The organism is Nocardia sp. NRRL S-836 (assembly GCF_001279525.1).
GTDB lineage: Bacteria > Actinomycetota > Actinomycetes > Mycobacteriales > Pseudonocardiaceae > Lentzea.
This window is the reverse complement of sequence record NZ_LGDY01000108.1, coordinates 85,306-98,479: the sequence shown is the minus strand read 5'-3', so window position 1 is coordinate 98,479 and position 13,174 is coordinate 85,306. Positions and strand designations below refer to the sequence as shown.

The window sequence follows — 13,174 nt, the reverse complement described above, 5'->3', positions numbered from 1 at the left end:
GACGTGGAGGCCTCGGACCGGGTGGCGAGGTCGCCGAGCTCGAGAGAGCTGAAGTCCAGTTCGGGGAGTTTCAGCTCGGGCAGGGTCAGGTCGGGGAGCTTCAGGTCCGGCAGCTGCAGCTCGGCGGGCTCGGGCTCGGCTGCGCTCGCCGGAGAGGGCGTCGGCTCGGTGGGAGTGGCCGCGGGGAAGCCCGATGACGGCGTGAACAGGGGATAGCCGGGGTCGGCGGACGGCAGCCGGTTGTTGGTGGCGGGAAGGCCCACGGGCGACGGGTCGTCGAAGTGCGGGCCGAAGTCCGGGGCCGCGGGCGGGCGGGAGAAGGCCGCCGCCAGACCGGAACGGGTGGGGTGGTCCGGCGTGTCAGGGGAAGCCGGGGTGCCGGAGGCCGCGAAGTAGTCCGGGGCCGGGGTGTCCTGGGCGGGCGACGGCGGGTGGTCGGTGGAATAGCTCGACGGAGCGGGGGCGGCCGGGGTCGTGGAGAGGTCCGCGAAGAACGGCTGGGACGGCACGGGGTCCGCGGCGTCGTCGGAGTAGGCGGGGGCGCGGTCGTCGCGGAGGCGAGAAGGAGGTTCGACGCGCCACGACGACGCCTCCGGCTGGGGCTCGGCGGCCGCGGGCGGGGTGGCTTCAGGGGCGCGGCGGCGGCCACCGGCGCGGAGGCCCTGCGCCTTGAGCTTGTCGAGGACGCTCTCCTCCGAGGAAGGGGAGGACGGCGACTGGGCGAACGGGGACCTCGTGCGCAGGGTCTCCTGGCGGTCGGCTTCGAAAGGCGAAGAGCTGCGGGAGGCGGCGTCGGACGAGGAAGCGCCGAGCGGGCTGGCGTCGGCTTGGGCGCTGTCAGGCCTGATGGCGTCAGCGCCAGTAGCGTCAGATCTGGCGCCATCAGCGCGGGCAACATCAGCCCTGGCGCCGTCGGCGCGGACAGCATCGAACGTGGGGGCGTCGGCGTGAGCGGCGCCGGACGTCGTGGCGTCAGCGTGGGAAGCATCCGTGCGAGAAGCGTCAGCGACAGCGGCGTCGGGCCGGGCTGCGTCGGAGCGGGCTGCGTCGGAGCGGGCTGCGTCGAAGCGGTCCGCGTCGAAGCGGTCCGCGTTGAGGCGGTCTGTGTTGGGGCGGGCGACGTCGGACCGGGCGGCGTCGAAGCGGTCCCCGTCGGGCCGGGCGGCGTCGGAGCTGTCCGCAACGGACCGGGCTGCGTCGGGCCGAGAGGCGTCGGGCAGGACGGTGTCGGGCAGGACGGTGTCGGGACGGATCGCGTCGATCAGGGTGGTGTCGTCGTCGGCCCCGGCGGCGCGGGCGGTGGCCTGCCGGCGGGCGACTTGGCGGCGAGCAGCCTCGCGGAGGGCGGCTTCCTCGCGTTCTGCGGAGGCGCGGAGGGCTTCCTGGCGGGCGGCCTCTTCGCGCGCGACCTCCTGGCGGGCGGCCTCCAGGCGTGCCGCTTCCTGGCGGGCGGCCTCTTGGCGCACGGCTTCCACCCGTGCTGCCTGGGCGCGCACGGCTTCGAGGCGGGCGGCCTCGCGCGCTGCCACCTGGCGTGCGGCCTCTTGCAGCGCGGCTTCCTGGCGGGCGGCTTCCTCGGCGGCTTTGCGGGCCTCCCGGTCGGCCTTGGCGCGTTCCTCGGCGCGGGCCTGGCGTTCCACCTCGATCTGGCGGCGGGCCTCGCGCTGCAGCTCCATCAGTTGCTGCTCGACCTTGCGCTTGCGTTCCTGGTCCGGGCTCAGCTGCTGCTCGGCGGGGACCGACGAGACCGAGGACGCGGCGGGAGGCGGGACCGGCGACGCCGGAGGCGGCGGGACCGGCGAGGACGCGTCCGGTGGGGAGACCGGAGAGGATGCTGGAGCAGGTGGGGGTGTGGGGGCGGCGGGGGCCGCAGCGGGAGTGGTGTCTTCGATTTCGCCGGCGGCCACGCGGGCGGCACGGCGGCGGCCGCTGACCATGGCGCCGGCTGAGGCGATGAGGCCGGAAGCGGGGACGCTGCGTTCGGAGGACAATGGCGGCTCTACGGGTTCCGGGTTCTTGTCGTCGGGCTCGCCGAAGGGCTGGACCATGCGCCAGCGATCGGCGGCGTGGGCACGTGCCGCTGACAGACCCTCCACGGTCATGTCTTCGGCAGCGCGGCGTGCGCGCTTGACCTTCAGGCCGTCGCCCTTGCGGACCTGGACCGGGCGCCACTGGCGAAGCTGCTGCTTCAGGGCGGCGGGCAGGATGCCGTCGCTGGGCTTGGGCATGCCCTCGATCGGGCGGAGCACGCTCGCGAGCTGCTGGTGGAGGTCGGCGGGCTGGCGGTGGACGCCGGAGAACTCCGCGGCGAGCCGCGCCCGCACGGCGTAGACCGCGCGGGCGCGGCGGCGTTCCGCGGCGTGGGCGGCGCGCAGGTTCGTGAGTGCGTCGGCCAGGTCGCCGGACAGCTCGTGCACGTGCGCCAGCGCCAGCAGACTTTCGGCGAGCAGGGTGTCGAGCTGGTGGCGTTCGGCGGTGGCCGCGGCGTCGGCCAGCATGTCGCGGGCCACGGCCACCCGGCCCGCGGGCAGATGCACCCGCGTGGCGAGGGCGAGGCGGAGCCAGCTCGCGGTGGAGGCGCCCGGTGCGCGGACCGGGCGGTCGAGCATCGGGGTGGCCACGGCGCTCGCGTCGAGCAGGCGGTTCGCGTCCATCAGCGCGAGCACCAGCTCCAGCGTCAGGCGGCCGTGGGCCTGACCGCTGTCGGCTGACTGGTCGGCGAGCCGGCTCAGCAGGTCGAGGCCTTCGCGGGCGGCACCGATGGCGGCGGCGATGTCGCCCCACCGGCGGTGCTGCGCGGCCTGCACCGCGCGGATCAGCCCGCGCAGCACGAGCCGCATGTCCTCGTCGAGCTCGGTGTCGGCGACGTAGAGCTGGTCGGCCTCGGCGAGCGCCCGCGTGGGTTCGTCGCCGCGGCCCACGGTCACCAGGCACTCGCTGGCCTGCACCAGGGCGGAGGCCCGCAGCTCCGCGGGCACGTCCGCTGCCTCCAGGACGGGCGTGACCGCCGCGAAACCGGTCAGCGGTGCGCCCACCGAACGCGCACACCCCGCCAGTTCGACCCGCAGCAGCCACGCCGTCTCGTGGTCGCCGGCGGCCTCGGCCGCCTTGAGCGCGTCGAGCGCCCGGTCAGCGACCCGGACGCCGCGGCCCACTCGGTTGCCCGCGAAGACCACCAGCGCCTCGGCCCGCAACCGGTCGGGGACGTCGCGACGGGCGGAGGCGAGCGCCAATGCGCGCTCGCCCAGCACCAGAGCGAGCTCCGGTGCCCGCCAACGCAGCTGCCAGGCGGGCACGACAAGCGTGCTCACCTCGACGTTCGCCTGCGTCTCGCCCCTCGCCGCCACGACGTCGCCGTTGCCCTCTCAGTCTCGTGTCAACTTGCGGTAGGTGACACGGTGCGGCCGAGCGGCATCGGCACCCAGACGCTCGAGCTTGTTCTTCTCGTACCCCTCGAAGTTGCCCTCGAACCAGTACCACTTCGACGGGTTCTCGTCCGTGCCCTCCCACGCGAGGATGTGCGTGGCGACGCGGTCGAGGAACCACCGGTCGTGGGAGATGACCACGGCGCAGCCGGGGAACTGCTCGAGAGCGTTCTCCAGCGAGCCCAGGGTCTCGACGTCCAGGTCGTTCGTCGGCTCGTCCAGCAGGATCAGGTTGCCGCCGAGCTTGAGCGTGAGCGCGAGGTTCAGGCGGTTGCGCTCACCACCGGACAGCACGCCCGCGGGCTTCTGCTGGTCCGGGCCCTTGAAGCCGAACGCGCTGACGTACGCGCGGGACGGCATCTCGACGTTGCCGACGTGGATGTAGTCGAGTCCGCCGGACACGACCTCCCACACGTTCTTCTTCGGGTCGATGCCGCCGCGGTTCTGGTCGACGTAGGACAGCAGGACCGTCTCGCCGACCTTCACGCTGCCGGCGTCCGGCTGCTCAAGGCCGACGATGGTCTTGAACAGCGTGGTCTTGCCGACGCCGTTCGGGCCGATGACGCCGACGATGCCGTTGCGCGGCAGGGTGAACGACAGGTTGTCGATCAGGACCCGGTCGCCGAAGCCCTTCTTCAGGTTGTCGACCTCGACCACGACGCTGCCCAGACGCGGGCCCGGCGGGATCTGGATCTCCTCGAAGTCGAGCTTGCGGGTCTTCTCCGCCTCGGCCGCCATCTCCTCGTAGCGGTCGAGACGCGCCTTGGACTTCGCCTGGCGGGCCTTGGCGCCGGAGCGCACCCAGTCGAGCTCGTCCTTGAGCCGCTTCTGCAGCTTCTGGTCCTTCTTGCCCTGGACCGCGAGGCGCTCGGCCTTCTTCTCCAGGTAGGTGGAGTAGTTGCCCTCGTACGGGTGGGTGCGGCCGCGGTCGATCTCGAGGATCCACTCGGCCAGGTTGTCCAGGAAGTACCGGTCGTGGGTCACGGCGAGCACGGCGCCGCTGTACTGCGCGAGGTGCTGCTCCAGCCACAGGACGCTCTCCGCGTCCAGGTGGTTGGTGGGCTCGTCGAGCAGCAGCAGGTCGGGCTTGCTCAGCAGCAGCTTGCACAGCGCGACGCGGCGGCGCTCACCACCGGAGAGCTTGGTGACGTCGGCGTCGGGCGGCGGGCAGCGCAGGGCGTCCATCGCCTGCTCCAGCTGGGAGTCGAGGTCCCACGCGTCGGCGTGGTCGAGCTCCTCCTGGAGCTTGCCCATCTCCTCCATCAGCTCGTCGGAGTAGTCGGTCGCCATCAGCTCGGCGATCTCGTTGAAGCGGTCGAGCTTCACCTTGATCTCGCCCAGGCCCTCCTGGACGTTGCCGAGGACGGTCTTCTCCTCGTTGAGCGGCGGCTCCTGCTGGAGGATGCCCACGGTGTAGCCGGGCGACAGGTACGCCTCGCCGTTGTTGGGCGTGTCCAACCCCGCCATGATCTTGAGCACGCTCGACTTGCCGGCGCCGTTGGGACCGACCACACCGATCTTCGCGCCGGGGTAGAACATGATCGTGACGTCATCGAGGATGACCTTGTCACCGTGCGCCTTGCGCACCTTTTTCATGGTGTAGATGAACTCGGCCATGGCGGCGATCGTAGAGCGGTGCCCGGAGGCCACTGACCTCGGTCGCCGACAAGCAGGTCTTCACCCCTGGATCGAGCGTCACGCGACACGGTGACCAGCCCGTTCCGTTCGAATGTGAACGACCCTCGGCGATCGGTCCTCATCGGCCCCGATCTACGAGCTTCCCTCCTTCTGAGATCGCAGTGCGTACATCATCACCGGCGGCGCGGCCGGATCGCGTGTGTTCCCGAAGTCCCGTGCGCGGTTGCCCTGATCGGCGCAAGGTCAAAACGCCGGGACCACCGCGGCCGGCTCCCCCGCGTGATCTTCGCTCACGCGGGGCTCAACGATCACGGCGGAGGCGAGTGACTGCACGCGGGTGAGATCCAGGCCGATCTGGAGCGCGTCCACGTTGAGCGCGGACTTCTTCTGCTCGTCCTTCTCGTAGTAGCGCATCCGCAGCCTGCCCTGGACCAGCACGGGATCACCCTTGGACAGGGTGGTGTGCACGGTGTCGGCGAGCTTGCGCCAGCACGTGACACCGAGCATCAGCGTCTCGCCGTCCTCCCAGTCGCCGAGCGCGGTGTTGTACCGGCGTTCGGTCGAGGCGATGCGGAAGAAGGCGTTGCTCCTGCCGTCCTCGCCGATCCGGTGGCTGACGTCGCTGACGACATTGCCAACAACGGTGATCAGGGTGGAATTCCAGGCCATCGGGTGTGCCTCCAGGGTCGGGGTTGCCCGTCCAGGTTGCTCCGGTGGCGGGGTGGGGTGGCGGCGTGGAGGTGGATCTGTGGATTACTCGCGGGTTGTGGACAGGTAGGGATCTTGGGCCGTCTCCGTCGGCGGAATTGTCGGTCCTGTGTGCTAGGGCCGCGCTGGAGCCGAGCGAGTGAGTGAGCGCCCACTCATTGACATGAGTGAGTACTCACTCATACAGTGGTGAGGTGCCAGAGGAACCACGCCGCCGCCGCGCCCCCGCGATGAGCCCGGAGGACCGCCGCGAGGCGATCGTCCAGGCGACGCTGCCGCTCGTCGTCAAAGACGGCGCGAACGTCACCACCAGCCAGATCGCCGCCGCGGCCGGGATCGCCGAGGGCACGGTCTTCCGCGTCTTCAAGGACAAGGCCGAGCTGCTCGGTGCCGTCATCCAGCGCGCTCTGCTCAGCGAAGAGGAAGAAGCGCGCATCAAGGCGATCCCCGCCGAGCTGCCGATCGAGCAACGCCTCGTGGAGGCGGCCAGCACGGTGACCGGCTACCTCGAACGCATGTGGAGCGTCATGGGCGCTCTGCGCGAGTCCGGCTACCAGCCGAGCCACGAGGACCACGAGAAGCACAAGGGCCCGCAAGCCGGCATGCAACGCATCTCCACCGCGATCGCCGACATGTTCGGCGACGTGGAACTGCGCACGAGCCCCGAGCACGCCGCCCGGCTGCTGCTCGGCTTCGTCTTCACCAACCGCCTGCAGGGCAACGGCTTCGGCGAGACGACCGTCGATCCGGACCAGCTGGTGGAGCTGTTCCTGCACGGAGCACTCAAGTCAGGGGGAACCGATGTCTGAGCTCATGATCGAAGCCACCGATGTGAGCAAGAGGTTCGGTGACGTCAACGCGCTCGACGGCGTGAGCGTCACCGCGAAGAAGGGCACCGTCCTGGGCCTGCTGGGCCACAACGGCGCCGGCAAGACCACGCTGGTCAACATCCTCACCACCATGCTGCCGCCGACCGGTGGCAACGCGAAGGTCGCCGGCTTCGACGTCGTCAGGCAGAGCCACGACGTGCGCAGCCGCATCGGCCTGACCGGCCAGTTCGCCGCGGTCGACGAGCAGCTCAGCGGCCACGACAACCTCGTGCTGATCGCCCGCCTGCTCGGCGCCAGCCGCAGGCAGGCCCACCAGCGCGCCGACGACCTGCTGGAGCAGTTCGACCTCACCGACGCCGCCAAGCGCAACGCCAAGACGTACTCCGGCGGCATGCGGCGGCGCCTCGACCTGGCCGCGTCGCTGGTGGGCAACCCCGAGGTGCTGTTCCTGGACGAGCCGACCACCGGGCTCGACCCGGCCAGCCGCCTCGCGATGTGGGAGATCGTCGAGAAGCTCGTCGCGGACGGCACCACGGTGCTGCTCACGACGCAGTACCTGGACGAGGCCGACCGGCTCGCCGACTCGATCACCGTGCTGTCCCACGGCAAGGTCGTCGCGTCCGGCACGTCCGCCGAGCTCAAGGCGCAGGTCGGGCAGCGCACCGTGACCGTGACGCTCGACTCGGCGTCCGATGTGGACACGGCGCTGACGGCGATCGGCGCCGTGGGCCTGCACCCGGTCGCCGAAGGTCTCACGCTCACCACGCCCGTCAGCGCATCGCGCGACCTTGCGACGGTCGTGCGCGCGTTGGACGACAACGGCTTGGAGGCGCACGAAATCGGCCTCAAAGAGCCCACCTTGGACGACGTCTACCTCACACTCGCCGCGAACTAGGGGGAACCATGGCGACCTTGACCTGGCACGGCAGCAGCTACCCGACACAGGTTCTGGTGCTGACCGGCCGTTCTCTGCGCGCACTGCTGCGCACGCCCGCGCTGGTGTTCTTCAGCATCCTGCAGCCGTTGATCATGCTGACGCTGTTCAGCCAGATCTTCGGCAGCATCACCTCGACGGCGAACTTCCCGCCGGGCATGAGCTACATCAACTTCCTGCTGCCCGCGATCCTCGTGAACACCGCGATGCAGTCCTCTCTCGCGTCCGGTATCGGGCTCGTGCAGGACATGTCCAACGGTGTGCTCGCACGGTTCCGTTCGCTGCCCATCAGGCCCAGCACGGTTCTGCTGGCCCGCAACCTCTCCGACGCCGTGCGGACCGCGTTCCAGCTCGTGCTGATGATCGCGTTCGGCGTGCTGGTGTTCGGGTTCCGGCCCGACGGCGGCATGCTCGGCACGCTCGCCGCCCTGGGGCTCGCGCTGGTCGTGGGATGGGCGCTGAGCTGGGTGTTCATCGCGATCGCAGCATGGGTGCGCAAGGCGGAGCTGATGCAGACCGTCGGCTTCCTGGCGATGTTCCCGCTGATGTTCGCGTCCAGCGCGTTCGTGCCGATCACCGGCCTGCCCGGCTGGCTGCAGGCGATCGCGAAGGTCAACCCGCTGACCTACGCGGTCGACGCCGCACGCAGCCTCGCGCTCGCCCACCCCGTCACGGGTGTGGCCGGTGCGCTAATCACGAGCGGCGTGATCGCGGTGGTCGGCGCGTTCTTCGCGGTCCGCGGGTTCCGCAGGCCGTTGTCGATCTAGTCCTTGCCCGCGAGCTTGCGCAGCATCGCGTTGTAGGCCTCGAGGTCGGCGCCGCCATCGGCGTCGGCCTTGCGGTCCAGCCGCTTCGCGTCCCGGCCGTCCTGCCGCGCCCACTGCGTGAGCAGGGCGACCATCACCACCAGCAACGGCAGCTCGCCCGCGGCCCACGCGATGCCGCCGCCGAGCCGCTGGTCCTCCAGCAGGTTCTGCACCCACGGCAGCGACAGCCCGCGGTAGAACTGCTCGCCGATGACGTTCTGCGAGCTCATCAGCACGACGCCGAAGAACGCGTGGAACGGGATCGACGCGAACAACAGCCCCAGCCGGCCCAGCGGCGGCAGCTTGTTCGGCGACGGGTCGACGCCGATCACGGGCCAGTAGAAGACGTAGCCGGCGAGGATGAAGTGGGCGTTCATCGCGAGGTGCGCCCAGTGGTACGGCAACGCGGCCTCGAACAGACCCGAGAAGTACAGGGCGTAGAACGAGCCGACGAACAACGCCAGCGCCACGAACGGGTTCGTGAGCACCCGTGCCACCGGCGAGTGGACGAAGGCCAGCAGCCACTCCCGCGGCCCCGGCACCTCCTTGCTCACCGGCAAGGCGCGCAAGGCCAGCGTCACCGGTCCACCGAGCACGAACAGGATCGGCGTCAGCATGGACAGCACCATGTGCGCTTCCATGTGCACGCTGAACATCGCGGGCGAATAGCGGCCCATGCCCGACGACGTGGCGAACAAGAGGGAGAAACACCCGCACAGCCACGCGACCGTGCGACCGACCGGCCACTTGTCGCCACGCTTGGTGAGCCGGCGCACGCCCAGCACGTACAGCGCGGCGAAGACCAGCGCGAACGTGCCGTAGATGAGGTCGAAGCGCCAGTCGAACAGGATGCGCGCCAGCGTCGGCGGACCGTCCAGGTCGTAGCCGATGGCGATCTCGGTGCGGCTGGGCAGCTCGACGCTGCCGTTCGGCGGAGGCGTGCGGGCCAGCGCGACGGCGAGCCCGATCGTGAACATCATCAGCAGGACTTCGACGCCCGCGAGCTTCAGCAACGCCGCCGGCCGCCCGTCGACCACGCCGCGCACGCCGCGTTCGCGCTGGAAGTAGCCGAACACGCCGAGCACCACCAGGCAGGCGAGCTTGCCCAGCGTGAGCCAGCCGTAGGTGGAGGTCACGAGGTCGGCCGGGGTGATCCTGACCAGCGCGTTCACCACGCCGGAGACGGCCAGGACGATCCAGCAGACCAGCGCGAGCTTCGAGAACCGGGACGCGGCCAGCGGCAGGTGGGCGCCGCCACGCCTGCCGTGTGCGAGCAGTGCGATCAGACCGCCCACCCACAGCACCACGGCGACGAGGTGGAACAACAGGCTGTTGGTGGCCATGTCGTGCGAGCCGCCCGACGACGAGTGGCCGGTCACCGCCACCGGCACCAACGCGAAGATCGCCACGAACAGCAGGACCGCGGTCCACGCCCACGACAGCACCAGGCGGCAGCCGAGCGCGAGCAACGCCACGATGATCGCCGTCAGCGCCCACGCCTTCGACTGCTCCAGCAGCATCGACGTGCCGATCATCTGCGAGAGGCTGAACGACGACACCGGCCGGTCGATGGCCGAGGCAGTGGTGAACGGCACAGAGAGCACCGCGCCCGCCAGCCACACGAGGGAGGACCACCCAGCCGTGCGCATCGCGGCATACCCGTCGGCGGCGAGCATGCCGGAGCGCTGCGGTGGCACGAGGAACGCTGCCAGCAACAACGAACCGATGGTCACCACCGCGCCGGTCTCGGTGAGGACGCGGACGATGAGCAGGCCCGCGGGTGGGTTCGGCGAGAGCGCGCTCATCGCGACCGCGACGAGCGCCGCCACCGCGAAGCCGATGACGACGAGGGGGACCAACCCCGTTCTGGTCGAGCGCTCGATTGCCACGGCTTGGAGCCTACGCACGTCTAGTGTTGCCCTGTGTGAGCCGTTCTCTCCTCCTGCTGGTCGCCGTGTTCCTCGTGGCCGGCTGCTCGTACCGCGTCCAGGGCGAGCCCGTGGCGGAGCCGTTGCCGCCGGGCCCCGCCGTGCCGACGCCGCGCAAGACGGCGAACATCGACCCGTGCTCGCTGGTCTCCGAGAACGACCTCAAGCCGATCGGCACGCCCAAGTACAAGCCGGCGCCGCAGAGCGACAAGATCCCCAACTCGTGCCTGTTCGTCATGAACGAGAACGTGCAGGTCATGGTCGCGGTGCCGTACCGGTCGTTCGACGAGTCGAAGAACCGGCAGACGAAGGGCTCCGAGGTCCAGACGCTCAAGCACGCCACCTGGCTGTCCTGTGGCCAGGAGAGCGACAACATGGTGTGCACGGCCACGATCGCGACCTCGCGCACCGAGTCGCTGCTGGTCGCGATCAACAAGAAGGGCGCGACCGAGACGCAGGCGACGAAGCTGCTGGAACCGGTCGCCCAGGTGGCGCTCAAACGCCTGCCGGCTGCCTAGCAGCCCGTTTCGCGAGCCAGGTCGCCGGGATGATCAGCGCCGTGACCAGCGCCACGAACCCGAGCGACACGACGAGCGAGCTCACGTGCGCCAGCCCGCCCACGATCGGCGGACCGGCGAGGAACCCGGTGTAGGCGATCGTCGTCACCAGCCCCAGCTCCCGCTCGCCACCACTGCCGTCCGCACGTTCACCCGCCTCGCCCGCCAGGTCCATGACCACCGGGAACAAGAACGCGAGCCCCAGCCCGGCCAGCCCGAACCCGAGGTAGCCCGCGGCCGGGAACGGGACGACGACCGCGAGCGCCAGCCCCGTTGCGGCAAGCCCGCCACCCGCGGCGAGCAGCCGGTGGGGGCCGAGCCGGCGTTGCACCGGCTCACCGAACCACCGTGCGAACGCCATCGTGACGGAGAACCCCGCATAGGCGTATGCCGCCGCCGCGTCACCCATACCGCGCTCACGCACCATGAACAGCGCCGACCAGTCCGCCGCCGCCCCTTCCGCGATAGCGCTGCACAGCGCGACGCTCGCCAACAGCCAGAGGACCGGGCTCTTGAGGACATTCGCTCGTTCGGTGGTCTCTTGCCTATGCCGCTCCCCTACTCCTCCGGGGATGCTTCTCGCCACAATCGCCGTGACGATCAGGCCGACGAGCGCCGCGACGAGGAAGTGCCGCATGGGCGTCCATTGCGCCTGAGCGGCGGCGGCACTGCCCAGCGATCCGACAAGGCCGCCGATGCTGAACCCGGCGTGGAACTGCGGCATCAACGGCCGTCGCAGGTCGCGGACGACGGTGACAGCGGCGATGTTCATCGACACGTCCATCGCCGCCACACTCGCGCCCAAGGCGACCAGGCTGAGCCCCAGTTGCAGCGGCGACTGCGATAGCGCGAGAACGGGCAGAAGCAGCGGACAGAGGAGGGTGCTCCCTATCAGGACTCCTCGCGATCCGTGTACGGCACAGATCCTGGCGGCCAGCCGCCGTGAACGCCAGCCCGACACTCGCACCGAGCAGTGCCAGGCCGAGAACCCCTTCCTCGGCGCCGACCTGCGTGGCCAGCGCGGGCACGCGGGAGGCCCAGGTGCCGAAGACGGCGCCGTTCACCAGGAAGACGACGAACGTGGCCAGGCGTGGGGACATGGCCCCAGCATGACTGAAGCGCTTCAGACGCGCCAGCTCACGTGCTGTGATTCCTCGCCTACGATGCTGTTCGTGAACTCCGATCGCCGCCGCAGGCCGACGCTGGACACCGTCGCCGCCGCGGTCGGGGTGTCACGGGCAACGGTGTCGAACGCGTACAACCGGCCCGACCAGCTCTCGTCGTCGTTGCGCGAACGCATTCTCGAGACGGCGCGCTCTTTGGGCTATGCGGGCCCAGATCCCGTTGCGCGCTCTCTGGCCACACGGTCGTCAGCAGCCGTGGGTTTCATGCTGCCCGAAGGCCTGCGTGGGGCGTTCACGGATCCGGCACTGTCCATCGTGCTCGACGGCCTCGCTTCGACCGTGGACGGCCACGACCACAGCCTCGTTCTGATGCCGGGCGACTCCACGGGCGGACCGCGCCCCTCCATCGTGACGCGCGCGCAGGCGGACGTGATGGTCGCGTACTCACTGCCGGACTCCGCACCCGCGCTGGACGCCGTGGCCGCCCGCGGTCTGCCGCTCGTGGTGATCGACCAGCCCGTCCTGCCCGACTCGGCCCGCGTCGAGGTGCAGGACTACCAGGGCACCTCCCTCGCCGCCGCGCACCTGCTGTCCCTGGGCCACACCCGGTTCGGCGTGCTCATGTTCGCGCTGCACCCGGACGGCGTATCCGGCCCGGTCTCCGCGGACCGCCGATCGGCCGTGCCGTTCCGCGTGAGCCGCGACCGCCTGGGCGGCTACCTCGACACTTTGGAAAAAGCAGGGGTGCAACCGGACAATGTTCCGGTGTGGGAGGCGCGCGGCAGTGATCGCGAGCTCGGACGTCTCGGCGCGCGGTGGCTGCTCACCCGCACGCCCCGGCCGAGCGCTTTGCTGTGCGCATCGGACCAACTGGCGTTCGGCGCACTCCGGGCCGCCCGCGACCTAGGCCTTTCAGTCCCCGCCGACGTGTCGATCGCCGGATTCGACGACGTCCCCGAGGCGGCCTACAGCGACCCACCGTTGACTACGGTGCGTCAACCCCTCGCCGACAAGGGTCGGCGAGCCGGCGAACTGGCACTGAAGTTACTGGCCGGAGCCAGACCGCCACGCCCGACGAGACTCGACGTTTCCCTGGTGGAGAGAGCCTCAACAGCCCCACGAATGTGATTCGCATCACGTTTAGGGCGTTTTCGTCACCCGTTCGGACGTAGGACGGAAACGGTCGATCGACTTCGGACGATGTGTCCGGTGGGGGCAGCGGGC

General features: G+C 70.3%; 10 protein-coding genes. 5 read left to right on the top strand and 5 right to left on the bottom strand.

The features are described 5' to 3' along the window. The 3 genes from ADL03_RS25895 to ssb all read right to left on the bottom strand — a co-directional run. On the bottom strand, positions 1 to 3,347 hold a 3,347-nt coding region (locus ADL03_RS25895), incomplete at its 3' end, for a hypothetical protein (RefSeq protein WP_157529227.1). Between the two features lie 18 nt (positions 3,348 to 3,365). Next, positions 3,366 to 5,042: an energy-dependent translational throttle protein EttA gene (ettA, locus tag ADL03_RS25890; protein WP_053736142.1), complete on the bottom strand. Its 1,677-nt coding sequence runs from the start codon at positions 5,040 to 5,042 to the stop codon at positions 3,366 to 3,368. 264 nt (positions 5,043 to 5,306) lie between these two features. Next, a complete protein-coding gene (gene ssb / locus ADL03_RS25885; RefSeq protein WP_053736141.1) occupies positions 5,307 to 5,732 on the bottom strand; it encodes a single-stranded DNA-binding protein in 426 nt (141 codons plus the stop codon). Between the two features lie 233 nt (positions 5,733 to 5,965). Between ssb and ADL03_RS25880 the strand changes: the two genes are divergently transcribed. From ADL03_RS25880 to ADL03_RS25870, 3 genes are read left to right on the top strand one after another with little or no spacing between them, the layout of a single operon-like run. Beyond that, positions 5,966 to 6,580: a TetR/AcrR family transcriptional regulator gene (locus ADL03_RS25880; RefSeq protein ID WP_053736140.1), complete on the top strand. Its 615-nt coding sequence runs from the start codon at positions 5,966 to 5,968 to the stop codon at positions 6,578 to 6,580. Continuing rightward, the gene (locus tag ADL03_RS25875; protein ID WP_053736139.1) at positions 6,573 to 7,496 is read left to right on the top strand and encodes an ATP-binding cassette domain-containing protein; all 924 of its coding nucleotides are present in this window, start codon (positions 6,573 to 6,575) and stop codon (positions 7,494 to 7,496) included. The genes ADL03_RS25880 and ADL03_RS25875 overlap by 8 nt, the downstream gene beginning before the upstream one ends. Before the next feature lie 8 nt (positions 7,497 to 7,504). Continuing rightward, complete coding sequence (locus ADL03_RS25870; RefSeq protein WP_053736138.1) at positions 7,505 to 8,302, top strand: ABC transporter permease; 798 nt, start codon at positions 7,505 to 7,507, stop codon at positions 8,300 to 8,302. Here the strand turns inward: ADL03_RS25870 and ADL03_RS25865 are convergent. After that, entirely contained in the window at positions 8,299 to 10,230 is a 1,932-nt protein-coding gene (locus ADL03_RS25865; RefSeq protein WP_231642263.1) for a cytochrome c oxidase assembly protein, read from the bottom strand. The genes ADL03_RS25870 and ADL03_RS25865 overlap by 4 nt on opposite strands. A 35-nt stretch (positions 10,231 to 10,265) precedes the next feature. Here ADL03_RS25865 and ADL03_RS25860 point away from each other — a divergent pair, with 35 nt between their 5' ends. Beyond that, positions 10,266 to 10,787: a lipoprotein gene (locus ADL03_RS25860; protein ID WP_053736136.1), complete on the top strand. Its 522-nt coding sequence runs from the start codon at positions 10,266 to 10,268 to the stop codon at positions 10,785 to 10,787. Here the strand turns inward: ADL03_RS25860 and ADL03_RS25855 are convergent. Further along, entirely contained in the window at positions 10,765 to 11,787 is a 1,023-nt protein-coding gene (locus ADL03_RS25855; RefSeq protein WP_197288656.1) for an MFS transporter, read from the bottom strand. The genes ADL03_RS25860 and ADL03_RS25855 overlap by 23 nt on opposite strands. A gap of 202 nt (positions 11,788 to 11,989) precedes the next feature. On the opposite strand from ADL03_RS25855, the gene ADL03_RS25850 reads away from it, so the two are divergent. Continuing rightward, positions 11,990 to 13,078: a LacI family DNA-binding transcriptional regulator gene (locus tag ADL03_RS25850; RefSeq protein WP_053736135.1), complete on the top strand. Its 1,089-nt coding sequence runs from the start codon at positions 11,990 to 11,992 to the stop codon at positions 13,076 to 13,078. Positions 13,079 to 13,174: the final 96 nt, after the last annotated feature.

Bases quoted from the DNA above. Each gene is read 5' to 3' on its own strand.
- ettA (WP_053736142.1), bottom strand. From the start codon at position 5,042: ATGGCCGAGTTCATCTACACCATGAAAAAGGTGCGCAAGGCGCACGGT.
- ssb (WP_053736141.1), bottom strand. From the start codon at position 5,732: ATGGCCTGGAATTCCACCCTGATCACCGTTGTTGGCAATGTCGTCAGC.
- ADL03_RS25875 (WP_053736139.1), top strand. From the start codon at position 6,573: ATGTCTGAGCTCATGATCGAAGCCACCGATGTGAGCAAGAGGTTCGGT.
- ADL03_RS25870 (WP_053736138.1), top strand. From the start codon at position 7,505: ATGGCGACCTTGACCTGGCACGGCAGCAGCTACCCGACACAGGTTCTG.
- ADL03_RS25850 (WP_053736135.1), top strand. From the start codon at position 11,990: ATGCTGTTCGTGAACTCCGATCGCCGCCGCAGGCCGACGCTGGACACC.